Annotated in this window: 24 protein-coding genes, 2 tRNA genes, 2 rRNA genes and 1 pseudogene; 23 read left to right on the top strand and 6 right to left on the bottom strand. The window is 39.4% G+C overall.

The features are described from left to right. The 12 genes and pseudogenes from FCL54_RS21060 to tsaD form a co-directional block, all read left to right on the top strand. Window positions 1-98 (top strand): 23S ribosomal RNA (locus FCL54_RS21060); the annotation flags it as partial. A gap of 61 nt (window positions 99-159) precedes the next feature. Next, window positions 160-276 (top strand): 5S ribosomal RNA (gene rrf / locus FCL54_RS21065). 157 nt (window positions 277-433) lie between these two features. Further along, window positions 434-702, top strand: a pseudogene (locus FCL54_RS21070) (helix-turn-helix domain-containing protein); the annotation flags it as partial. A gap of 252 nt (window positions 703-954) precedes the next feature. Next, window positions 955-1,539 (top strand): GNAT family N-acetyltransferase, encoded by a 585-nt coding sequence (locus FCL54_RS21075; protein WP_138129166.1) that lies wholly within the window; start codon window positions 955-957, stop codon window positions 1,537-1,539. 546 nt (window positions 1,540-2,085) lie between these two features. Next, complete coding sequence (locus FCL54_RS21080; RefSeq protein ID WP_138129167.1) at window positions 2,086-3,228, top strand: trans-sulfuration enzyme family protein; 1,143 nt, start codon at window positions 2,086-2,088, stop codon at window positions 3,226-3,228. A 207-nt stretch (window positions 3,229-3,435) separates the two neighbouring features. Continuing rightward, window positions 3,436-3,512 (top strand) — tRNA-Met (locus tag FCL54_RS21085). A gap of 141 nt (window positions 3,513-3,653) precedes the next feature. Then, window positions 3,654-3,729 (top strand) — tRNA-Asp (locus FCL54_RS21090). 173 nt (window positions 3,730-3,902) lie between these two features. Next, window positions 3,903-4,892: a thiamine-phosphate kinase gene (gene thiL / locus FCL54_RS21095; protein ID WP_342773911.1), complete on the top strand. Its 990-nt coding sequence runs from the start codon at window positions 3,903-3,905 to the stop codon at window positions 4,890-4,892. Between the two features lie 15 nt (window positions 4,893-4,907). Next, window positions 4,908-5,363 carry a tRNA (adenosine(37)-N6)-threonylcarbamoyltransferase complex ATPase subunit type 1 TsaE gene (gene tsaE, locus FCL54_RS21100; RefSeq protein ID WP_138129207.1) on the top strand — a complete coding sequence of 152 codons (456 nt, stop codon included), beginning with the start codon at window positions 4,908-4,910 and terminating at the stop codon, window positions 5,361-5,363. Then, the gene (tsaB, locus tag FCL54_RS21105) at window positions 5,360-6,055 is read left to right on the top strand and encodes a tRNA (adenosine(37)-N6)-threonylcarbamoyltransferase complex dimerization subunit type 1 TsaB (RefSeq protein ID WP_138129168.1); all 696 of its coding nucleotides are present in this window, start codon (window positions 5,360-5,362) and stop codon (window positions 6,053-6,055) included. The genes tsaE and tsaB overlap by 4 nt, the downstream gene beginning before the upstream one ends. A 9-nt stretch (window positions 6,056-6,064) precedes the next feature. Further along, complete coding sequence (rimI, locus tag FCL54_RS21110) at window positions 6,065-6,520, top strand: ribosomal protein S18-alanine N-acetyltransferase (RefSeq protein WP_138129169.1); 456 nt, start codon at window positions 6,065-6,067, stop codon at window positions 6,518-6,520. Continuing rightward, entirely contained in the window at window positions 6,513-7,529 is a 1,017-nt protein-coding gene (tsaD, locus tag FCL54_RS21115) for a tRNA (adenosine(37)-N6)-threonylcarbamoyltransferase complex transferase subunit TsaD (RefSeq protein ID WP_138129170.1), read from the top strand. Before rimI ends, tsaD begins: the two co-directional genes overlap by 8 nt. A gap of 283 nt (window positions 7,530-7,812) precedes the next feature. Here the strand turns inward: tsaD and FCL54_RS21120 are convergent, their stop codons facing one another. After that, the gene (locus FCL54_RS21120; protein ID WP_138129171.1) at window positions 7,813-9,750 is read right to left on the bottom strand and encodes an ABC-F family ATP-binding cassette domain-containing protein; all 1,938 of its coding nucleotides are present in this window, start codon (window positions 9,748-9,750) and stop codon (window positions 7,813-7,815) included. A 365-nt stretch (window positions 9,751-10,115) separates the two neighbouring features. On the opposite strand from FCL54_RS21120, the gene moaC reads away from it, so the two are divergent. From moaC to tatC, 4 genes are read left to right on the top strand one after another with little or no spacing between them, the layout of a single operon-like run. After that, window positions 10,116-10,604 carry a cyclic pyranopterin monophosphate synthase MoaC gene (gene moaC, locus FCL54_RS21125; RefSeq protein ID WP_138129172.1) on the top strand — a complete coding sequence of 163 codons (489 nt, stop codon included), beginning with the start codon at window positions 10,116-10,118 and terminating at the stop codon, window positions 10,602-10,604. Window positions 10,605-10,645: 41 nt separating this feature from the next. After that, window positions 10,646-11,278, top strand: a complete 633-nt coding sequence (locus FCL54_RS21130) for a redox-sensing transcriptional repressor Rex (protein ID WP_138129208.1) — start codon at window positions 10,646-10,648, stop codon at window positions 11,276-11,278. Window positions 11,279-11,315: 37 nt separating this feature from the next. Then, on the top strand, window positions 11,316-11,495 hold the full coding sequence (locus FCL54_RS21135; protein WP_138129173.1) for a twin-arginine translocase TatA/TatE family subunit: 180 nt from the start codon (window positions 11,316-11,318) through the stop codon (window positions 11,493-11,495). 19 nt (window positions 11,496-11,514) lie between these two features. Then, window positions 11,515-12,279, top strand: coding sequence for a twin-arginine translocase subunit TatC (gene tatC, locus FCL54_RS21140; protein ID WP_138129174.1), 765 nt, complete (start codon window positions 11,515-11,517; stop codon window positions 12,277-12,279). 56 nt (window positions 12,280-12,335) lie between these two features. Here tatC and FCL54_RS21145 read toward each other — a convergent pair whose 3' ends face one another. Further along, complete coding sequence (locus FCL54_RS21145) at window positions 12,336-12,545, bottom strand: YdiK family protein (RefSeq protein ID WP_138129175.1); 210 nt, start codon at window positions 12,543-12,545, stop codon at window positions 12,336-12,338. After that, window positions 12,542-13,252, bottom strand: a complete 711-nt coding sequence (locus tag FCL54_RS21150; protein WP_138129176.1) for a CPBP family intramembrane glutamic endopeptidase — start codon at window positions 13,250-13,252, stop codon at window positions 12,542-12,544. The genes FCL54_RS21145 and FCL54_RS21150 overlap by 4 nt, the downstream gene beginning before the upstream one ends. A gap of 242 nt (window positions 13,253-13,494) precedes the next feature. Between FCL54_RS21150 and groES the strand changes: the two genes are divergently transcribed. Continuing rightward, window positions 13,495-13,779 (top strand): co-chaperone GroES, encoded by a 285-nt coding sequence (gene groES, locus FCL54_RS21155; RefSeq protein WP_138129177.1) that lies wholly within the window; start codon window positions 13,495-13,497, stop codon window positions 13,777-13,779. A gap of 57 nt (window positions 13,780-13,836) precedes the next feature. Continuing rightward, on the top strand, window positions 13,837-15,477 hold the full coding sequence (groL, locus tag FCL54_RS21160) for a chaperonin GroEL (protein ID WP_138129178.1): 1,641 nt from the start codon (window positions 13,837-13,839) through the stop codon (window positions 15,475-15,477). 175 nt (window positions 15,478-15,652) lie between these two features. Here the strand turns inward: groL and FCL54_RS24505 are convergent, their stop codons facing one another. After that, window positions 15,653-15,916, bottom strand: a complete 264-nt coding sequence (locus FCL54_RS24505; protein ID WP_246055397.1) for a tyrosine-type recombinase/integrase — start codon at window positions 15,914-15,916, stop codon at window positions 15,653-15,655. Between the two features lie 114 nt (window positions 15,917-16,030). Here FCL54_RS24505 and FCL54_RS21170 point away from each other — a divergent pair, with 114 nt between their 5' ends. Together FCL54_RS21170 and FCL54_RS21175 are read left to right on the top strand one after the other, a co-directional pair. Then, window positions 16,031-16,543 carry a hypothetical protein gene (locus tag FCL54_RS21170; protein WP_138129179.1) on the top strand — a complete coding sequence of 171 codons (513 nt, stop codon included), beginning with the start codon at window positions 16,031-16,033 and terminating at the stop codon, window positions 16,541-16,543. 26 nt (window positions 16,544-16,569) lie between these two features. Beyond that, complete coding sequence (locus FCL54_RS21175; RefSeq protein ID WP_138129180.1) at window positions 16,570-17,223, top strand: hypothetical protein; 654 nt, start codon at window positions 16,570-16,572, stop codon at window positions 17,221-17,223. A gap of 317 nt (window positions 17,224-17,540) precedes the next feature. Here the strand turns inward: FCL54_RS21175 and FCL54_RS21180 are convergent, their stop codons facing one another. Both FCL54_RS21180 and FCL54_RS21185 read right to left on the bottom strand, forming a co-directional pair. After that, a complete protein-coding gene (locus tag FCL54_RS21180) occupies window positions 17,541-18,248 on the bottom strand; it encodes an NAD-dependent protein deacylase (protein WP_138129181.1) in 708 nt (235 codons plus the stop codon). 308 nt (window positions 18,249-18,556) lie between these two features. After that, window positions 18,557-18,841, bottom strand: a complete 285-nt coding sequence (locus tag FCL54_RS21185) for a hypothetical protein (protein WP_138129182.1) — start codon at window positions 18,839-18,841, stop codon at window positions 18,557-18,559. A gap of 889 nt (window positions 18,842-19,730) precedes the next feature. Between FCL54_RS21185 and FCL54_RS21190 the strand changes: the two genes are divergently transcribed. The 3 genes from FCL54_RS21190 to FCL54_RS21200 are packed head-to-tail and all read left to right on the top strand — an operon-like array spanning window position 19,731 to window position 23,038. Next, window positions 19,731-20,324 (top strand): helix-turn-helix domain-containing protein, encoded by a 594-nt coding sequence (locus FCL54_RS21190; RefSeq protein ID WP_138129209.1) that lies wholly within the window; start codon window positions 19,731-19,733, stop codon window positions 20,322-20,324. A 13-nt stretch (window positions 20,325-20,337) separates the two neighbouring features. Beyond that, window positions 20,338-21,855 (top strand): class I SAM-dependent DNA methyltransferase, encoded by a 1,518-nt coding sequence (locus FCL54_RS21195; protein WP_138129183.1) that lies wholly within the window; start codon window positions 20,338-20,340, stop codon window positions 21,853-21,855. After that, window positions 21,845-23,038 carry a restriction endonuclease subunit S gene (locus tag FCL54_RS21200; RefSeq protein WP_171016957.1) on the top strand — a complete coding sequence of 398 codons (1,194 nt, stop codon included), beginning with the start codon at window positions 21,845-21,847 and terminating at the stop codon, window positions 23,036-23,038. The genes FCL54_RS21195 and FCL54_RS21200 overlap by 11 nt, the downstream gene beginning before the upstream one ends. The last annotated feature ends 13 nt before the right edge of the window (window positions 23,039-23,051 follow it).

Consider the following 23,051-nt stretch of genomic DNA (forward strand, 5'->3'; position numbering starts at 1 on the left):
GGTAAGATCCCTTAAAGATGATGAGGTTGATAGGTCTGGGGTGGAAGTGTGGCAACACATGGAGCTGACAGATACTAATCGATCGAGGGCTTAACCAATTCATTAAAGGTGTCTAGTCGTTATCTAGTTTTCAGGGAGCAAACCCTGATAAATACATAGTCTGGTGATGATGGCGAAGAGGCCACACCCGTTCCCATGCCGAACACGGAAGTTAAGCTCTTCAGCGCCGATGGTAATTGGGGGATCTCCCCCTGTAAGAGTAGGACATCGCCGGGCAATAAGGAAAGAACAGCTGAGGGAGCTGTTCTTTTTTTGTGCGTGAAAAAGCCTTAAAGGAATTAGAAAAGCATCTTCGAATAGAAGCAAAGGGAGAGAGGCCCGGAACAACTGATCGTTGTGGGATACCGTCAGGAAAATAAAGACGATTCCCTCGTTATGGCTGGATTTATCAGAAGATAATCCATACATTCAATTCTTAATTACGGTAATGGCTGGTGTTAATCAATTAGAACGAGACTTATCCGTATGCGTCAACGTGAAGGGATAGAGCTGGCTAAGAAAGAAAGCAAGTTTAAAGGGGGCTTAAAGAAATATCATAAAAATCACGCAGGAATGAATTATGCAGTAAAGCTATACAAAGAAGGAGATATGACTGTAAATCAGATTTGTGAAATTACAAATTTGTCCAGGACTTCATTGTGAAGAAAGCTGTCGGAAGGGAACAAAAAGTCATTCCTTATTCCATTTAAGGGCCAGGTAATTGAAGAAGACCCACTGAGCTGCGATAGTTAAAAATTATTCATGTAAAAATATGGGTAACGAGTTTTTAGGACTGTGAGTATTAAGAATGAATAAAGTTAAAGTAAAATTACTTATTTTAAGGAGAACGATTGAATTGAAGATAAATAAACACAATAAGGGTTTTTATATATTAGAAGGAGGGGGAATAAACCTATGGCAACTATCGTGCAATCAATCTATTATAATCAAGCACCTAATACGTTACAACGTGAGATTGCTGTAATGTTACATCAGGTTTGGCCAGATGCTTGTCCAATACCAGGGGCAACAATTCCGGAAGCTCACGATAAGGAACTGAATGCCCGCTCGTTTTATTCCTACATAGATGGAAAGTTGGTCAGCTATGCAGGTGTGGTACATAAGAATATCAAGCACGAAGGACAAACATTCAATATTGCTGGACTCAGCTGTGTGGCTACTGTTCCCGGGTATCAAGGTCAAGGGTTAGGGTTACGTACAGTCACTGTCGCTACTCAATGGATTGAAAAACAAAGAGACATAGATTTTGGCATATTCACCTGTAAACCATCTTTAGCTTCTTTCTATAATCGTGCCGGTGCTTGGCTAGTTGTACCAGATGTGGTGCTTATTGGCAGTCGAGAGGAGGATGCTTTATCTAGCGAATCCTTAGACGTTGTTGTTCTGATGCGTTTGTTTTCAGAAAAAGCCAAGGCTCATGAACCGATTTTGCGTCAGACTACCATTAATCTTGATTTTCCAGATGGTCAGTTTCTATAAAAGAACTGAGAACGATCTTCCGCAATCGAGCTCTTTAACGAAATAACGGAAAAGCCCAATTTCCCTATTTTCATTTGCAGAGAAGTTGGGCTTTTTAATAATAAAAATTTTTTAACGTTGTAAATCTGCATTTTCCTGACGGTCCCCCGTTGTGAGGACAGAACGAGCGAAGCTGACTGGACGTCGCCGGGCAATAAGGAAAGAACAGCTGAGGGAGCTGTTCTTTTTTTTGTATGGCAAAAAATTATAGGTCATCTGATCCCTTATTTCGTCTAAAAGAGGGGTTTTGAAGATATTTGAGGACATCTGTTCCGCTATTTGCCCGTTTTTCTCTCCTTCACACTAAAATTTCAGTGAATAGAGGAACAGATGTCCTATAAAAAATTAAATAGCTTGTTTTTATCAAAATAAGGAACCATATGACCTATACCGCCCTGGATCTCTAAAATACAACCCCCCAACCAAACATAAGGACAAATGCTTGATATAATAACCAAAAAGAATTAATGTTATTACTAAAAAAGATTTCAGCAAAGGAGAGAGACCGTGGACTTTAATTTTGACACTAAAACCGTACATTTTCAGAAGAAAAAAAGTGGACAACCTGCAACCAAAGCTACACCAATATACCAGACTTCAGCATTTACATTTGAAGATATAGAGGATCTAGAAAACTTTTATAAAGGAAAAAACGATTATCTTTACACAAGGGTAGGAAATCCAAACACAGATGATCTTGGTGAGGGAGTTGCTCAATTAGAGGGGGCGCCAAAAGGGCTGTCAACTTCATCTGGCATCTCCGCGATTATGGCAGGAATTCTATCAGCCGTAAAAAGCGGTGATCATATCGTTGCATGCGATGATCTATATGGTGGTACATATACGTTGCTTTCTGAGGAGCTACCGGACTTTGGAATAGAAGTATCTTTCGTTGATTTTACGGATAAACAAGCGATCAGAAATACAGTTAAACCGAATACAAAGCTATTATATACCGAGTCTGTAACAAATCCCCTGCTAAGAGTGGAGGATATCGATTCGATTGTAGAACTGGCAAAAGAAATGGACTTATACACAATGGTTGATAACACGTTTGCGACTCCTTATTTGGTTCAACCATATTTGCAGGGAGTGGATCTGATTGTCCATAGCGCTACCAAGTATATTGGAGGCCATAGTGATGTGACCGCTGGAGTTTTGGCTGGGAAAGAAAACCTTGTAGCAAAAGCGAAAGCGAAAGTAATAAACCTGGGATCTAATTTAGGACCGTTTGATGGATGGCTGGCATGCAGAGGTTTAAAAACATTGAGCGTTAGAATGGAACGCCATGTGAAGAATGCAGCACTTCTTGCAGCTTCCTTGCGTGAGACGGAAGGAATTAAAAAGGTGTATTACCCCGAATTTGTTTCAGAGAAAGGGAACGGGGCAATTGTAACGATCGAGCTGGAAGAACAGGTGCCTGTTGAAAACTTCGTAAAGTCATTAGACTGGGTGAAATTCGTTGCAACCTTAGCTGGTGTTGATACTTCTGTATCATACCCAATCGCTACCTCACACCGTTCTATTCCTGAAGAAACAAGACAACGGCTTGGAATAAACAAACAGCTTCTACGAGTTTCAGTTGGTATCGAAGACAGCAAAGACATAGTTGAAGCATTTAAAAATGCTGTTAAAAAATCCCTTTCCTAATAAGGGGTTTTTTTTACGCCAAAAGGACTTGCATCTTCCTATATTTCCTGTTATGCTTATATATGTCGGTCGAACAAAAATCCGATATTCACATCATCGCGGGGTGGAGCATGGAGCGTTACATCCATGATCAATCAGCGACATGTCCCGACGCAGATTACAACGTTAGAATAAGCTAGTAGAGAAAGGGACAACATTTCACATCATCGCGGGGTGGAGCAGTCTGGTAGCTCGTCGGGCTCATAACCCGAAGGTCGCAGGTTCAAATCCTGCCCCCGCAACCAATATAATTAAACTACGTCGATTAACTTCTTAGCTGAATTTTAATCGTAGTGCCATAGGTGCAACCAATAAAATTAAATTACGTCGATTAACTTCTTAGCTGAATTTTAATCGTAGTGCCATAGGTGAACCAATTTAATAGAGGTCCCGTGGTGTAGGGGTCAACATGCCTGCCTGTCACGCAGGAGATCGCCGGTTCAAATCCGGTCGGGACCGCCATTTAAACAAAACGAACCATTAAGGTTTCGCTTTTTTTTTGCAGAAAATAGGATTTTTCATTAAAATAAGATAAACTTATAGATAGAGACGTTGCCTTAGGACTTTCATTCCTAAGGTTTTTTTATAAATAAATGATAAAATATGTTGAAAAATGAAAGTGAGTGGGAATCCTGTTGAGAGATGAATTTGAATTTATAAAGTCCATTTCTCCGACAAAAACGAATCGGACGGATTTAGTGCAAGGGATTGGAGACGATGCAGCCCTTGTCAGAGGTTCATCAGAACTGGAAGATATTATTTGCATGGATACGATGGCCGAAGGGGTCCACTTTAAAAAGGAGACGATGAGTCCGTATCATACTGGCTATAAAGCTCTTGCTTCCAATATTAGCGATATCGCAGCAATGGGTGGCGATCCTTCTTTTTACCTGGTGTCCGTTGCTATTCCAAAAGAAGGCTGGACAGAGGAGGAGTTGTCTGAGCTTTATAGAGGGATGGCTGAGTTGAGTGAGTCTTATAAAATGGACTTGATCGGCGGAGATACCGTTTCGACAAGCGGAGGATTAGTTGTTACAGTCACTGTGATGGGAAAAGTTAAGAGGGGAAGGCACCTTCTTAGAGAAAACGCTAGAGACGGAGACGTTGTTTTCGTAACAGGTCCCCTTGGAGGTTCGGCGGCAGGCTTGCAGTTGTTGCTGGAAAAAGAGATTGGTTATCCATTCAACCCTGAAGAAAAAAAACTGGTGGATGCCCATCAAATGCCTCAGCCAAGAGTGGATGCAGGGCGAATTCTGGCTAAAACAAATGCCAGGGTTGCGTTAAACGATATTAGTGATGGAATCGCAAGCGAAGCCAACGAAATAGCTGAGGCAAGCGAACTAACCATCGAGTTAGAGTATGAAAATATTCCGAAATATGACGGACATGCTTCTTTTTCTGTTGAAGAGCAGAAAAGTCATGTATTATACGGTGGGGAAGACTATGAACTCGTGGGCACTATCTCGGCTGATAAGTGGGATGATCTAGTAGAAGCGTTTAAAGAACAGGAACTTGCCGTTTATAGGGTTGGGAATGCGACAAGAGGAAAACCCGGGGTTATTTTAAAGCATGGAAATCAAACAGGCATGTTAGGAAAAACAGGATTTAACCATTTTTCAAAGTAAAGATAGGTGATTAAGATGAAGGATTATGTATTCATCATGAAATCTCCTGAAGAAACGCATAAGCTGGGCAAGAGACTTGGAGAAATGCTTGAGCCTGGCAGTGTGTTGACTTTAGAAGGGGATTTAGGAGCCGGCAAAACGACTTTTACAAAAGGCCTTGCTGTTGGATTGGGTGTAGAGCGGGTGGTAAACAGCCCTACCTTCACAATCATAAAAGAATATCAAGGGAGAATCCCTCTTTATCATATGGATGTGTATCGTCTCGAGGATAGTGATGATGATCTTGGGTTTGAAGAGTATTTTGATGGAGAAGGAGTTACAGTAGTCGAATGGGCAAGGTTCATTAAAGCTGTCCTTCCTGAGGAAAAACTGATGATAGAAATTTATCATGAGAGTGAATCGGTAAGAAGGATCCAGCTAAGGCCTATTGGAAGCTATTATGAAGCGTTATGTAAGGAGTTGCAGCAATGAAAGCTTTGGCGATAGATTCATCGAACTATGTGATGGGAGTGGCAGTAATAGAAGAAGGGAAGGTTCTTGGGGAATTAATTACAAACTTAAAAAAGAACCATTCTGTTCGGCTGATGCCCGCCATTGAAGAAATAATGGAAGAAGTAAGCGTAAAGCCCTCTGAACTCGATCGTATTGTTGTGGCAAACGGGCCGGGGTCATATACAGGAGTAAGAATAGGCGTCAGTATCGCCAAGACTCTTGCCTGGTCATTGGGAATCCCTTTAGTCGGGGTTTCAAGCCTGGAGGTGCTTGCGCAAAACGGAAAGTACTTTCAAGGCGGAATTGTCCCGTTTTTTGATGCGAGAAGAGGGCAGGTTTATACCGGATTATATAAAAAAGAGAAAAATGGGTTGGCTACCTATAAAAAAGATCAGATTATTATGATAGAAGAGTGGGTCGAGGAGTTAAAACAGACAGAGATGGAGTACCTCTTTATTAGTAATGATCTTGAACTGCATAAAGAAGTAATTGTCGATATACTCGGAGATCAAGCTTTGTTTGCTTCTGTTACCGATCATAATGCCAGGCCAGCTGAGTTAGCTTTTCTTGGATTAAATAGAGAACCGGACACAAGTGTTCATGCATTTACTCCAAACTATATTCGGCTTGCTGAAGCAGAAGCAAAATGGTTAGCCTCTCAAAAAAAGTAGGAGAGTAGGATGGACGATCAAATAACTTTTCGGTTGATGACAATAGAAGATATTGATGCAATATTAGAAATTGAAAATAAGTCCTTTCCGAACCCGTGGAGCAGGACCGCCTTTTACAATGAGCTTGTGACAAACCACTTTGCAACTTATATGGTAGTGGAAGTAAACGGGAATATCGCCGGGTATTGCGGAGTCTGGGTTATCGTCGATGAAGCACATATTACTAACATTGCACTGCTTCCGGAATATAGAGGAAGGCAGATCGGCGAAATGCTCCTGGTGAAGATGGTCAATTTAGCAAAGGAACTCGGCGCAGAGAAAGTCACGTTAGAAGTAAGGGTATCAAATTATATTGCTCAGGGGCTGTACCGAAAGCTCGGCTTTCAAGACGGCGGAATCAGGAAAAACTATTATTCCGACAATTCGGAGGACGCATTAGTGATGTGGGTGAATTTAAATGAGTGATAAACATGATGAAATTATATTAGCAATCGAAACAAGCTGTGATGAAACAGCAGTAGCAGTCGTGAAAAACGGCAGGGAAGTATTATCGAATGTAGTAGCTTCTCAAATAGAGAGCCACAAACGTTTTGGCGGTGTTGTCCCGGAAATCGCTTCAAGGCACCATGTTGAGCAGATGACGCTGATTTTAGAAGAAGCACTAAAAGAAGCTTCTATCACGATGGACGAAGTAGACGCGATTGCCGTAACAGAAGGACCGGGATTAGTAGGTGCACTATTGGTAGGGGTTAACACTGCAAAGGCGCTTGCATTTGCCCACCAAAAACCGCTAGTTGGCGTTCACCATATAGCTGGCCACATCTATGCCAATCAGCTGATAAAAGAGCTGGAATACCCTCTATTGGCCCTCGTTGTTTCCGGAGGCCACACGGAGCTTGTTTTGATGGAGGCAGAAGGGGAATACCAGGTAATCGGAGAAACTCGCGATGATGCAGCCGGTGAAGCTTATGACAAGGTGGCAAGAACCCTTAAGCTTCCTTATCCTGGAGGACCGCATATCGACAAGCTTGCCCAGGAGGGTTCGCCAACAATCGACTTGCCCAGGGCATGGTTAGAACCAGGCTCTTATGATTTCAGTTTTAGCGGGCTAAAATCAGCGGTCATCAATACCGTTCATAATGCCGCGCAAAGAGGGGAAACGATTGAACCGGAGGATCTAGCAGCAAGCTTCCAGGCAAGTGTTATCGATGTTCTCGTCGAAAAAACGGTAAGGGCTGCAAAGGAGCATAACGTAAAACAGGTTGTGTTAGCTGGAGGAGTAGCTGCAAATAAAGGCCTCCGAAAAGAGTTAGAAGAAAGGTTTAAGGATCTTTCAGCAGATTTGCTGATCCCACCGTTGCAGTTGTGCACCGATAATGCAGCGATGATTGGCGCAGCGGGAAGCATAGCTTATCGAAAAGGGAAGAGATCTGACTTAAAACTAAATGCAAACCCAGGGCTGATTCTTCAATGATCAGCCTTTTTCTGTGGAAAAAAGTTATCCACATGCCGATTGTTTTTGTGGAGAAATAGTACTAGTCCAGTATTCCCGAAATCTTTTGGTGTTTATAATTAGTTGTGGATAAATGGGGATAAGTTAACAACCGGCTGTGGATAATGTGGATATAAATGAGGAAAAGCGATTTTAACGGGATGGAATTGTGTATAAGATTGTGGATAATGTGAATAGTAACATTTGTAAAGAAAACTTATAAAAAAAAGAACAGCACCTGGCTGCTCTTTGGTTTTATACAGTTTTATTCGGATAGCTCGAGTTGGAGCTCTTCCCACTCTTCCATCAAACTTCCGAGTTTTTGTTGAAGAGACTCGAGTTCCTCGTTTAGCTTCTGGACTTTTTCATGGTCTTCAAAAACTTCCGGTTCGCAAAGTACAGCTTCTTTTTCAGCCTTCACCTCTTCTAATTGCTCGATTTCCAGCTCCAGTTCTTCGATCTTTCTTAAACGCTGCCTTTCAAGACGTTTGGCTTGCTTGCTTTGTTCAAAGTCTGACTTTGCACTGTCCTGTTCTGCTTGATGTTCGACAGGATTATTTATTCGGTTCAGATTTTCGATTTCTTCTTGTTCGAGCTTTTTCTCGACAAAATAATCGTAATCGCCAAGATAGTTTGTTATTCCAGCTTCAGATAATTCGACAACCCGGGTAGCGATCCGGTTAATAAAATATCGGTCATGTGATACAAAGAGGATCGTACCTGGATAATTGATCAGCGCTTCTTCTAGAATCTCTTTGCTATCCAGGTCAAGATGGTTAGTCGGCTCGTCCAGGATAAGCAGGTTTGCTTTCTTCAACCTCAACTTTAGCAGTGCGAGGCGGGCTTTTTCCCCGCCGCTTAAATCGCGGACATTTTTAAGAACATCATCGCCACTGAACAAAAAGGTTCCAAGGGCAGAGCGGATATCTTTTTCCTGCATTAAAGGGAAGTCGTCCCACAGCTCGTTTAAAACAGTTTTGTTAGAAGTAAGGTTCGCCTGTTCCTGATCATAGTAACCAATCTGTACATTGCTTCCAAAGTTAATATCGCCGGAGATGATAGTACCGCCCTGTACGATGGCTTTAAGCAACGTCGATTTTCCGATTCCGTTCGGTCCGACAAGCGCGACGCTTTCCTGGCGGTTTAAATCAAAAGTAAGGCCGGTGGCGAGGATTTCCTCATCATAACCGATAGCAAGGTCGTTAACCTTCAATACATCATTGCCGCTTTGTCTATCGATGGCAAAAGACATGCTGGCTGATTTTTCATCGCCTTGAGGCCTGTCCCTCAGGGTCATTCGCTCTAACTGCTTGCGCCTGCTTTGAGCCCGTTTTGTAGTAGAGGCGCGGGCAATATTTCGCTGAACAAAATCTTCAAGCTTGGCAACCTCTTTTTGCTGCTTCTCGAACTCTTTTAATTCCTGTTCATAGCGCAGCGCTTTCTGTTCAAGATAATGGCTGTAGTTTCCGTCATACTTCGTTGTTCTTGTTCGTGATATCTCGTACACCTTCGTAACGATTTTATCTAGAAAATACCTATCATGTGATACGAGTAAAAGAGAGCCAGGATAACCCTGCAGATAACCTTCAAGCCATGTCATCGTTTCAATATCAAGATGGTTAGTAGGCTCGTCCAGTATAAGAATGTCAGGCTTCGTCAAAAGCAGTTTACCCAGAGCAAGACGGGTTTTCTGGCCGCCGCTCAGGGTGGAGATCGGAGTATTGTAATCGAAGTCATCAAAATTTAATCCATGGAGGACCCCTCTGATATCTGCTTCATATTGGTAACCGCCCTGTTCTTTAAAAGCAACCTGTAGCGTGTCATACTCTTTTAGAATCCGCTGGTATTCCGTTTCATTGTCATAGATTGAAGGATTCCCCATTTTTTCTTCAAGCGCTCGCAACTCTTTTTCCATCTTCCGCAGGCCTTTAAAGACCGTCAGCATTTCTTCCCAGATCGATAGAGAGGATTCAAGGCCGGTATTCTGCGCAAGGTATCCGATCGATACTTGTTTCGGTTTAATAATGTCTCCAGAATCGTAGCCCATCTGTCCGGTAATAATCTTTAATAGAGTAGACTTGCCGGCGCCGTTTCGGCCGACAAGGGCGATTCGGTCCTTGGATTGTACTTCTAGTTTAATATTCGATAAAATAAGGTCAGCACCAAAAGATTTGGTGATATCGTTTACTTGTAGGACAATCATTTCGTTCACCTCAGTTTCAATACCTTTAGTTTATCGCAGTTAGGAATCATTGGGCAACAAAACGATTGTTCAAGAAATCGCAATAAATTTTGTGAAAAAAGTCGGCAAAACCTTACAAAATGTTGTATAGTCTCAATAGTGGGTTTTTATCGGAATTTAGGGGCGGTTTTTGCTCTCCCGGCGGCTCTTTTGTATTCCCGGCTTCTTACATGCGAGCATGACGCAGCGGGGAATACAACGAGCCTTGTCGCTTCGCTCTGACAAAACAGATTCATTATCTGTTTTTTAGGGAGAGCAAAGAGGTATTGCTTCGAGGTACCATTTTAGAAATATAAAATTCAACATCAGCGAAAGGAGATCTGTTTATGGGATCGTTCACTCATTTTAATAAGCAGGGAAGAGCGAAGATGGTTGATATTTCGGATAAAAGCGAAAGCGTTAGAACAGCTGTTGCCGAGACAAGTGTTCAGGTGAGTGAAGAGATTTATGAAAAGATCTCCAGCGGGACGTTGAAAAAAGGAGATGTTCTTGCTGTCGCGCAGGTGGCCGGGATTATGGCTGCAAAAAAGACATCGGATTGGATTCCGATGTGCCATCCGCTGTCTTTGACGGGTGTGGATATTTCCTTTGATTGGAAAACTTCTGAAGAAGAGTTTCTCTTGTATATAACGGTTGAAGTGAAAACGAAAGGGAGCACAGGCGTTGAAATGGAAGCCCTGACTGCAGCTTCAGCAACGGCACTCACAGTATATGACATGTGCAAGGCCGTAGACAAAGGAATGGTGATTGGTCCTACCTACCTGGTTGAAAAAACCGGAGGCAAAAGCGGTGACTACCGTAGAGAGGACCATTAAAAAAATACGGTCACTCATTATTGCGGAGGGTGTTTATGGATATAGATCAAACAAAAATTCCGCAGGCAACTGCTAAGCGGTTACCATTATATTATCGTTTCCTGAAAAACCTGAGCATGTCTGGAAAACAGAGGGTTTCCTCAGCCGAGTTAAGCCAGGCCGTTAAAGTGGATTCGGCTACGATTCGACGGGATTTCTCTTATTTCGGGGCGCTGGGAAAAAAAGGTTATGGGTATAACGTTAACTATTTGTTATCATTTTTTCGTAAGACATTAAACCAGGACGAAGTGACGAAGGTTGCCTTGATCGGCGTCGGAAACCTGGGAACTGCATTTTTGCATTATAATTTCACAAAGAACAATAATACAAAGATAGAAATGGCGTTTGATAGTTCACCGGAAAAAGTCGGAAAAGAGATCGGCGGCGTGCCGATATACCATATGGATGACTTTAAAGAGAAATTAAGTGAAGATGTAACCGTTGCAATCTTGACTGTCCCGGTTTCAGCTGCACAAACGATTGCCGATAAAATAGTGGATTCCGGAATCAAAGGGATTCTTAACTTTACACCAGCAAGACTGACGGTCCCTGATCACATACGGGTCCACCATATTGATCTGGCCGTTGAACTTCAAGCACTCGTATATTTTATGAAACATTATCCGATGGATTGACAAGATTGGATAAAAGCACTTTAAGGAGGTGACAGTAATGGGTTTAGGAGCTGGAAGCATTGTTATCATTTCTATTGTTGCCTTGATTATCTTTGGACCGAAAAAACTTCCTGAGCTTGGTAAAGCAGCAGGTAATACACTCCGCGAGTTTAAGAATGCAACAAAAGGCTTAGCGGATGATGAAGAAGATGATGATAAGAAGAAAGATAAAGAGTAACGGTTAGGACGGATAGATTATGGATGAGCGTACCCAATCCATCTATGAACATATCGAAGAATTAAGAAAGCGGATCATTATTACTTTCGCTTTCTTTGTTCTTTCTTTGTTTGGCGGCCTTTTTCTGGCAAAACCAATCATACTGTTTTTGCAGCAGGCCCCGGTGGCACAGGATATACCGATGAACGCGTTTCATCTGGTCGATCCTTTAAAGGTTTACTTTCAATTTGCCTTCTTAATTGCTTTTATCGTGACTTCACCTGTCATTCTTTATCAATTATGGGCTTTTATTGCGCCGGGTTTGTATGAAAACGAGCGTAAAGTAACACTATCTTATATTCCTGCAGCGGTCTTACTGTTTGCGGCAGGTCTGTCTTTCGCATACTTTGTGCTGTTCCCTTATATCGTGCATTTTGTAGGGAATCTTGCAGAAAGCCTGAATATTCAGGAGATGTACGGAATAAACCAGTACTTTTCCTTCTTGTTTCAATTAACGCTGCCGTTTGGCTTTCTATTTCAGTTGCCTGTTATCGTCATGTTTTTCACCAGGCTTGGAATTTTAAGCCCCGGTTTGCTTGTAAAATCAAGAAGGATCGCTTACTTCGTTCTTCTTGTTATTGCGGGGGTCATAACTCCGCCAGACCTTTTGTCGCATATGATGGTAACCCTGCCGCTGTTATTGCTGTATGAATTCAGTATCATCGTTTCCAGGTATGCCTATCGAAAAAGGTTGGAAGCTGAAGCGAAGCAGCAGCTGGAAGAACAAATGGAAACAAGCGAATAAAGACATTGCTATACGGACATTAAAAGAAGCGATTGGCGTTATGCCAATCGCTTCTATTACTTCTTGCCCTTCATTTTATCTATTTTACGTTTAAGGATAAAGAAACGGACTGCGTAAACAAAGTCCACTGTGGCGAGAACCATCAGCAGGATAGTGATGAAGTTCCACATGTCCCCGGAAGTGTTCGCGCTTTGAATCGCAAGGAACGTAAACAACATTCCAAGCCCTCCGTAAAAGATACCCATAAACACTGGTGAAAATCTCATAGCCAAAAGCCTCCAATAAACGATTCCAACTGTTCGAGTTGTTTTTGCATCTCCATGATCTTGTCGCCGAGAAAGACATTGATCAGGACGACAATCGTATTCATCGTTACGTGTGCAATGATAGGTACGATGAGGCGCTTTGTTTTAACATATAGGAAAGCAAAGACGAGCCCCATAGAGAAATACATCAATAGATGGACCAGCTCCATGTGTATTGCACCGAATATGAGGGAGCTTAATAAAGCCGATATCCAGAAGTTAAACCGTTTATATAATGATCCGAAAATGACCTTCCGAAAGACGATCTCCTCCAGGATCGGGCCAAAAACAGATGTCACAACAATGAAGATCGGTGCCGCTTTTGCATACTCGACTAAAGCTTGCGTATTTTCTGAGCCTGGTTTAATGCCCAGAAGCTCGGTCTCAATAATACCGGCAGCTATTTGGGCTGCATAGGCGAGGAATACACCGATGATGCTCCAGAGGATCGCTCTGTCTACAGGCATCCTATCCGATCGCATGAAAGGTTCATTCGGTGTTGCTTTTATAAGAAAGAGAATGATGATCAGTGCTCCAAGAAAACTGACGACACTCCACATTACAATCGGGTTATTGACTCCGAGTCCGTTCATTAACGGAATGCCGACAAAGCCTGACAATTGCATGAGTATATAAGTTATAAGTATAGCCCAGTAATTTTTAGCCAACGTTTTTCTCCCTTTGAACAAGTGATTTTCTTATATAGTTTCGCATACTTGTTCCATTTTAACACATCTTATTTTTGGACGTGCCCGGGAAGGCTCACAGGGTAAAAAAATTTTTAGAAAAAGGAAAGGTTTCTACTTGCAAAAGAAAGATTGATTCATTATTATAATAATTGTGTTAGCACTCATCGTGAGCGAGTGCTAATAAAACTATTTTTTTATATCCACTGAGGAGGGTGTTTAAGTTGTTAAAGCCTTTAGGTGATCGTGTAGTTGTAGAACCTGTAAAATCTGAAGAAAAAACTTCAAGCGGTATCGTACTTCCAGATACAGCAAAAGAAAAGCCTCAAGAAGGCAAAGTAATCGCTGTTGGAAGCGGAGTTTTAACTGACAATGGTGAACGTGTTGCATTGGAAGTTGCTGAAGGCGATTCTGTCATTTTCTCTAAGTACGCTGGTACAGAATTGAAGTATGACGGAAAAGAATACTTAATCCTTCGTGAAAACGACGTTTTAGCTGTAGTAAAGTAAAAAAATCAAAATTAAAACAATAAATAGCCTACATAAATTTTAGGGAGGTTTAAATTAATGGCAAAAGACATTAAGTTTAGTGAAGACGCACGCCGCGCGATGCTCCGTGGTGTTGATACTCTAGCAAATGCTGTTAAAGTAACGCTTGGACCAAAAGGCCGTAACGTAGTACTTGAAAAGAAATTCGGATCTCCTTTAATCACAAATGACGGTGTAACAATCGCGAAAGAAATCGAGCTTGAAGATGCTTTCGAAAACATGGGTGCAAAACTGGTTGCAGAAGTAGCAAGCAAAACGAACGACGTTGCTGGTGACGGTACGACTACAGCGACTGTTCTTGCTCAAGCGATGATCCGTGAAGGTCTTAAAAACGTTGCATCCGGCGCTAACCCGATGATCCTTCGTAAAGGTATCGAAAAAGCGACAAAAGCAGCTGTTGAAGAATTGAAAAAGATTTCTAAGCCGATCGAAGGCAAAGAATCAATCGCTCAGGTTGCTGCGATCTCTGCTGCTGAAGAAGAAATCGGACAATTGATCGCGGAAGCAATGGAACGCGTTGGTAACGACGGCGTTATCACTGTGGAAGAATCTAAAGGATTCGCTACTGAGCTTGAAGTAGTAGAAGGTATGCAGTTCGACCGCGGATATGCATCTCCTTACATGGTTACAGACTCCGACAAGATGGAAGCTGTACTTGAAGATCCTTACATCCTTATCACTGACAAGAAGATCGCAAGCATCCAGGAAGTACTTCCTGTTCTTGAGCAGGTAGTACAGCAGGGTAGGCCGATCCTTATCATCGCTGAAGATGTGGAAGGGGAAGCTCTTGCTACATTAGTAGTGAACAAACTGCGCGGAACATTCAATGCAGTAGCTGTTAAAGCTCCTGGATTCGGTGACCGTCGTAAAGCGATGCTTGAAGATATCTCTACACTAACTGGCGGAGAGGTGATCACAGAAGATCTAGGCCTTGACCTTAAATCTGCTAACATCACTCAACTTGGACGCGCTTCTAAAGTTGTTGTTACAAAAGAAAACACAACAATCGTTGAAGGAAACGGCGACTCTGAGAAAATCGCTGCTCGCGTAAACCAGATCCGCGGCCAATTAGAAGAAACTACTTCTGAATTCGATAAAGAAAAATTACAAGAGCGCCTTGCTAAACTAGCTGGCGGAGTTGCAGTAATCAAAGTTGGTGCTGCTACTGAAACAGAACTAAAAGAACGCAAGCTTCGCATCGAGGATGCCCTTAACTCTACTCGCGCTGCAGTAGAAGAAGGTATCGTATCCGGTGGTGGTACTGCACTTGTTAACGTAATCAAAGCAGTACAAGAAGTTCAAGCGGAAGGCGACGAAAAAACTGGTGTGAAACTAGTATTGCGTGCGCTTGAAGAGCCAATCCGCCAGATCTCTCACAACGCTGGCCTTGAAGGATCTGTTGTTGTTGAGCGCTTAAAAGGCGAAGAAGTTGGCATAGGATTCAACGCGCTTACTGGCGAATGGGTAAACATGGTTGACGCTGGTATCGTTGACCCTACAAAAGTAACTCGTTCTGCACTTCAAAACGCTGCATCCGTATCTGCAATGCTTCTTACTACTGAAGCAGTAATCGCAGATAAGCCTGAAGAAAACGATGGCGGCGGCATGCCTGACATGGGCGGCATGGGCGGCATGGGTGGCATGGGCGGCATGATGTAATCTGCCCCCTCAACCCTTGATATATAAGGCTTTTAAGTAATGAAAAGCAAAATGCTAACATTTTTGCTAACATAAATGGCCTTAACGGAGGCTTCCCAAGAGTTGACCAAACTTGCGGGAAGCCTTTTTCTTCATTTCTTTTGTTACATGACGATAGACAAGTCGTGTGGTGTCGTCATCGGTATGTCCCAGTCTTTCCATGATATTCCTCTAACGGAACTTCGGCTTCTGCCAAAAGAGATGTGTGCGTGTGACGCAGAGAATGCAGGGCTAAAGTTTTATTTAACCCTGCTAATTTTAATAAGCGCTTCATTCGGTCTTCAACCGTCTTAATGACGATAGGGTAACCTGGGTGTCGCTCCGTTTTAGCAAACACAAAGTTTTGATCCACATAATCATCGCATAAGCGTTCTTTAACTTTTTCCTGAGTCGCTTTCAATTCTTTAAGTACCTCAATGACATCTTCTTCAACGATAATGGTTCGAGCTGATGCAACCGTTTTTGGTGTGTTGATGAATTAAAGGACAGATTTTTAAGAACTATAAAGTTTTTTATGAAGGCAATTAATTTCGGTATAGGATCCAACTCATTAGACAGTGAATCAGATGCTGTTTTATACATCAATATTGCAGCAGAAGTAATGCTATTAAAGAAAAATGAAGATAGACATACTAGGAAAAAGAAACTGACTTTTTTGTTAGATAATTTAGTTAACCTAGAGGGATTAAATCAAACTAGTCTAATTGAAAAAGTATGTAAATCGAGAAATGAATTCGTCCATGATGGATTAGATTATATTGATGATTATTTTTTTAGAAATGAGATTGATCCGTTTGAGGAAAGTGCAAAAGGCAAGACGGACTTAGAGGTTTTTATAAAGATTATTGCCATAATAATCAGTAAGTCTGATTATTATATACAATACGCACTAGAAAATAAAAAGCATAGTAGTTTCAATGCAAAAGAATCCTGGTTCAACTTACTGGCCGATTATTTTCATAAAGAACAAGTTTCAAATGAGTTAATTGAAATAATACATCTAGACAACCAAATTATTAAAGATTAATAGTAGAAGGACAAGGAGGTAAAACAGTGCCGTTTTCAGATGAATTACAAGAAAAGATCTTAGATTATGTCTATGGACATCTACCTGGAGAAGAGTGGAATGAAGAAAATTTTTATACATTTATAACAGATGAAACTTTGAGAGAAAGGTTAATTGTTGAGTATAAAAATAGTCGTGTTATTTATAAAATTTTTGAGGGTCTTCAAGCAAAAGATGAATTATTATTAGCGCAAATAAAAACACAAGTTATTATGTATGTTTCTATACAGGAAGCTGTAGTTAATTATGTTCTTTTTAACTTATTAGAAGATAAAGATCCTGTGCAGGAACTCTTGTTTCAAGATAGGACTACACAGATTATGATTCCAAGTCATAAAAAAGAAAAATTGAAAAGAGAATTAATTCATGATGGTAAGGAAATCTTAACTTACTTCAAAGAAAAAAAGCCAGTTGATAAAACCAAAATAAGATATGACCAAAAAGTTGAGGCTTGTTTTAAATTAAACTTAATTGATTCTGCACTAAAAGGTGACCTAATAAATCTATATAAATATCGAAATACTGTTCATCTTGAATCAGAGTTAAGGCAAAACCTTGATTATAATCTAGACATGGGGAACTTAGCTTACAGACGAGTGGAAGGTCTTAGTATGCAATTAACAGAGAGTCTAAAAAACTAATTTAGATACATAACGGTGAGTCGGGCTACAAGTAGTTTCTGAATAACTCTATTCTTGCACAATAGTGGCGTTAAATTGAATAAGCAAGACCAAAGCAACATATTTATTGCGCAGTACAACGATACTGCGTAACTCTTCTAAAAGTGAATTAGTTATTCCACATTCGGGTGCTTTAACGGAATAAGTAATATAAAAGACCATCAATATACAAGGTTTTATCCATTCCTTGTAATTGTTGGTCTTTTAGTTATGCAAAAATTATACTGCCATTTCCTAATTAAATGCCAAATACACTTTATAAAGAATGGTTTAGCATGTTAGTTCCTTATATCAAGTTCTTGTAAAAAGTCGCCAATCTTTTTGTCATTAATGACAAGATCAGCAAAGCGATCAAAATCTGTTTTTTCTTTATTGATAATTACTAATTTTGCACCATTATCCTTTGCGATTAAGGGAAATTGATTTGCGGGTGTCACACTTAAAGAAGACCCCAAAACAATAAATAGTTCTGCTTTCTTAGATTCCTCAAAAGCAAATTGAAAAGCTATTTCTGGCAACATTTCACCGAATAATACAATGGATGGGCGCAATACACCACCGCATTCACAATAATAAGTCTGATTGACATATTCCTCACTACTATATTCTTTTCTGCAGTCCTGGCAATGCAACTTTTGAATTGTACCATGTAATTCTGCCACTTGGTGAGAGCCTGCTTCTTGATGAAAACCATCAACGTTTTGTGTAATGATTGTTTGAATAATCCCTTTCTTTTCCCATTTAGAAAGAATTTCGTGACCTCTATGTGGCTTATACTCCTTGACATATAATACCCTTTCTCTATAAAATTCTATAAATTCATCAACATTTTGATTTAATGACTCCACACTGGCAATTTGGCTTGTATCTTTCTTATTCCATAAACCATTTGTAGATCGAAAATCAGGTAATCCACTTTCAGTAGACATTCCTGCACCAGAAAATATAACTGTATAATTAGATTCATTTAACCATTGACTTAACAATACTATCACTCCTGTTTCATAGAGGGGATGTTCTTTATGATCAATTTTAAAAAATATAAAGAGACTTTTTTATTTTGTATTGTTTATTATACAGTGTTTTGCAGCTCAGACAGGCCTGGAATTTAGATTGCTTTAAATTCTACATCCATTATCCTTATTTTGATACAGGGAGAATCTATATTTCTCAAATCGACTATTTTTTATATCAATTACACTTTCGTTTTTCATACTTTGCTTTTGATATAAGAACAACATCTTCTAGAGAATTGTGAGAACCACTTCAGCCTTTATCTTTTTCATGTTTTAAACTACCTTAGATGCTCATTTTTTAAAAGCTCTAACTTTTCCATAACATTGTCTAGATCGCTTCTACCATCTTCTCCAGGAGTAACTAAGATATGTGCTGCATAATTTTGATACTCTGCTTCACCATTTTTAATAAGAACTATACGAGTATATACTGCAAATTCAGTTTCTCCATTCCTTCCCCAATCTACTTCTCCAAAACAAACCCTGTAATGCCTCGTTCTGCTTTGATTCGATACCACCGTATATTCAGCTTTTGGCTTTCGATATACAGGAATTACGCTCATTAAATCGCCTCCCTAGTTTTATAAAAATAATTTTACAATAATACATTAATATCTTCCTAACCTTAAATTAAGCGATTATCAGCATTTAGCTCCCATTCTTGCATAGATTTCCTAAGATGTTTATATGATAAATCTATAATTTCAATTTCTTAAGATTGATTAATAAATAAGAACTTGGAATATGATGATAACTATAGAGACTATAGATACGCTTAGTACTAAGATGCTTTAATGATGTATAGTAATTCGAAATCTGACATGAGAGGGTATTCCCATCTAACGGGAATACTATTTATTGTTTATAAATTAAGAATAAAAACATAAATGACTCTTGGAAGGAACTTCAATCTAAGGCATTTTTTGTTTATCCCTTTATATACCTAACAATCTCTGATATTCCCTTTCTAACTTCGATACTACTTTTTTCTCTACCAAAAGTTGCATAACAAAAGCACAATCTTCCCCATTCATAGGTAAATACTCCGTTGAATGCTTAACTGTTTCTTTATTTATTATGTTATCAATTGTTTGTTTTTTTCTCGTGTGAGTTCTGAGACCTTGTTTTCAATTTCCCTATAGTTCCTATATTCTAAATAACATTTTAATTCTGCAGCTTCATGTTATCCACCCATTCTCCCAAGCGGGCATTTTCTTCATCAAGTCGACCATATTCGATTTCAGTAGTACACTTCACGAAACTTCTCCATCACAACAAAGACACTTTATCTCACTTTTTTAATTTATTAAATAGTACCGACTTTCGTATTACTATTCTATATTAATTAACTTCCATTATTTATATAAGTTGAGTTTTTAATGAAACCTTGACTGGAACTTATTTACATAATAAAATAATATTGACCAAGACAATAATTTGGCAGGTGATCAATTGAAAGGTTTAGAATATATTCTTGAACTATATGGAATGCAGCAGATTGAGCTTGCTGAGAAGCTTGGAATTAAAAAGCAAAATATTAATCTATGGATTAAAGGCAAACAAAACATTTCTAAAAAGCACATACCTACCTTAGAGAAGATCTTTGGGGTGGAAGCAATATACTTTTCAAAAGTGTTAACGGAGTTAGAAAAGCTTGAAATCCAAAAAGAAAAACTTAAGCGTGATCTGCAACCGGTCATTACTAAGCATGAAGGACAATTCTTAATTGGTGAAGAGAATGATCTTGTGGAAGTTCCTGTCTATGATAAAGAAGAGCTGAATCAAATTGAACATAGTATTGAAAAGGCAAAGCTTATAGAAAAATTTCAGAAAACGCTCACTCGTGTAGAACAACAGCCGTATTTAGATACTTTTAAATTAATACTTGAACTTCTAGATAAAGCACAGCATGAATCGATTTTTCATAAGACGATTGAAGGATTAGCACATTATTTAGAGGTTTTACCAGATTGGGTTTCAACAGGACATGAACAGGATGAATTTGAAAATGAGTTATTTGAAATATTAGATGACAATAACTATTAAAGGGGTTTTAAAAATGGAAACAGCAAAGATAGGTTTTGAGGAAACTCTTTGGAAATCAGCGGATAAATTACGTGGAAGTATGGATGCTTCGGAGTATAAACACGTAACTTTAGGCTTAATTTTCTTAAAATATATCTCAGATAAATTTGAAACGAAATACAATGAGTTAGTTGAAGAAGGCGATGGCTTTGAAGAAGATCGGGATGAATATACATATGAAAACATCTTCTGGGTACCAAAACAATCTCGTTGGGGTTTCATAAAAGACCATGCAAAAGATCCGAAAATTGGTCAATATATAGATGAAGCGATGATTGAAATTGAAAAAGAAAATCCATCTTTAAGAGGTGTATTAGATAAGCGCTATGCACGTCCAGAGCTTGATAAACGTCGTTTAGGTGAACTAATTGACTTGATCTCAACGATTAAACTACACAGTAAAGAAGAAAAAGATCTTCTTGGACGTGTTTATGAGTACTTCTTAGGTAAATTTGCAAGTGCAGAAGGTAAAGGCGGCGGTGAGTTCTATACACCACAAAGTGTAGTAAAAACATTAGTTGAGATGATTGAACCATATGAAGGCAGAATCTATGACCCATGCTGTGGTAGTGGTGGAATGTTTGTACAGAGTGAAAAATTCGTAGAACGTCGTCAAGGAAAAATCGAAAACTTATCCATTTATGGTCAGGAGTTAAATTCAACGACTTGGAAACTTTGCAAAATGAACCTTGCTATTCGTGGGTTGGAAGGAAATATTGGCGAACACCATGCCGATACGTTTCATAATGACTTGCACAAAACCTTAAAGGCAGATTATATCTTGGCTAACCCTCCCTTTAATATCAGCGACTGGGGAGGTAGTGAATTAATAGATGATGTAAGGTGGAAATTCGGAGCACCTCCTGCTAGTAATGCGAACTATGCATGGTTACAGCATATGATTTATCACTTAGCACCAAATGGAACAGCTGGCATTGTATTAGCAAACGGTTCTTTAAGCTCTAATACTTCAAATGAAGGAGAAATTCGTAAAAACTTACTAGAATCAGATTTAGTAGACGCAATTGTTACTTTGCCTGAAAAACTATTCTATTCAACAGGCATACCAGTTAGTTTATGGATTTTAAATAGGAATAAGATAGGCGGTCAAGGATATCAGAGCCGTGAAAATGAAATATTATTTATTGATGCTCGGAACTTAGGTCAAATGGTAGATCGACGTTTGCGTGAATTAACGGAAGAAGATATACAAAAAATTGCAGAAACATACCGAAACTGGCGTAAATCAGAAGGTGAATATGAGGATGTCAAAGGGTTCTGTAAATCAGCCACACTGAAAGATGTCCGTCAAAATGAATACGTATTAACTCCAGGGCGTTATGTAGGTTTAAGTGAGATAGAGGATGACGGCATACCATTTGAAGAAAATATGGAAAATATCACTAGTGAATTAAGAGATTTGTTTGCAAAATCCCACCGACTAGAAGTAAAGATCAAGGAGAATTTAGGGGGGATTGGGTTTGAAATATAGGATTAAAGATTTGTGTGAGATAAATTCAGAAAATATTTCAAAAAATGATTATTTGAAATATATTCATTATCTTGATACATCTAATTTAACAAGAGGATCAATAAACGAAATTCAAAAATATATTGTTGGAAAAGACAAGATTCCTAGTCGAGCTAAAAGAAAAGTGAAAATTAATGATATATTAATCTCAACAGTTCGACCTAACCAAAGACATTATGGGATTATTAGAAAAGGTCAGGAAAACCTAATTGTTTCTACAGGATATACAGTGTTATCCCCTAAAGTAGATAAGGTTAATCAAGATTACTTATATTGGTATTTAACACAAGATTCAATTATAAACTATTTACAATCAATTGCGGAGTCAAGCACTTCAGCATATCCATCAATAAAACCAAGTGTAATCAGCGAATTGGAGATTGATTTACCAGACTTGGAAGAACAAGAGACCATAGCGAACATTCTTTCAACGCTAAACGAAAAGCTCGAAACCAATAATCAAATCAATGAAAAGCTAGAAGAAATGGCACAGGCATTATTTAAACATTGGTTTATCGATTTTGAGTTCCCGAATGAAAATGGGGAACCATACAAATCAAGTGGTGGAGAAATGGTTGATAGTGAGTTGGGGATGATACCAAAAGGTTGGCAAGTTGGTCATCTATCCGACTTAATAGAAATTCGATATGGAAAGGACCATAAGAAGTTAAGGGATGGCGATATACCTGTTTATGGGTCAGGTGGTGTGATGCGTTTTGTAGATACTGCTTTATATACATCCGAATCAGTGTTAGTGCCTAGAAAGGGAACATTAAATAATGTTATGTACACAAGCCATCCTTTTTGGTCTGTTGATACTATGTTTTACACAGAAATGAAGGAACAAGATATTGCCAAGTATATTTATTGTTTTCTCAAAACAAAAGATCTTGCATCTATGAATATCGGATCAGCAGTACCCAGTATGACAACAGCTATATTGAATAAAATGCCAATTGTAATACAACCTTTAAACGTTATTAATAGGTTTAACAGAATTGTGAATCCTTTTTTTGCCCAAATTGACTTAAGTTTAAAAGAAAATGATAAGCTTGGACAGGTTAGGGATAGACTTCTCCCCAAACTAATGTCTGGGGAAATCCGTGTTCCCCTAGATGATGAGGCTTTGGAAGTAAAGAGTTAAGGTAAAGACATTA

The sequence above is a fragment of the Exobacillus caeni genome (genome assembly GCF_005747095.1).
Taxonomy (GTDB): domain Bacteria; phylum Bacillota; class Bacilli; order Bacillales; family Guptibacillaceae; genus Exobacillus; species Exobacillus caeni.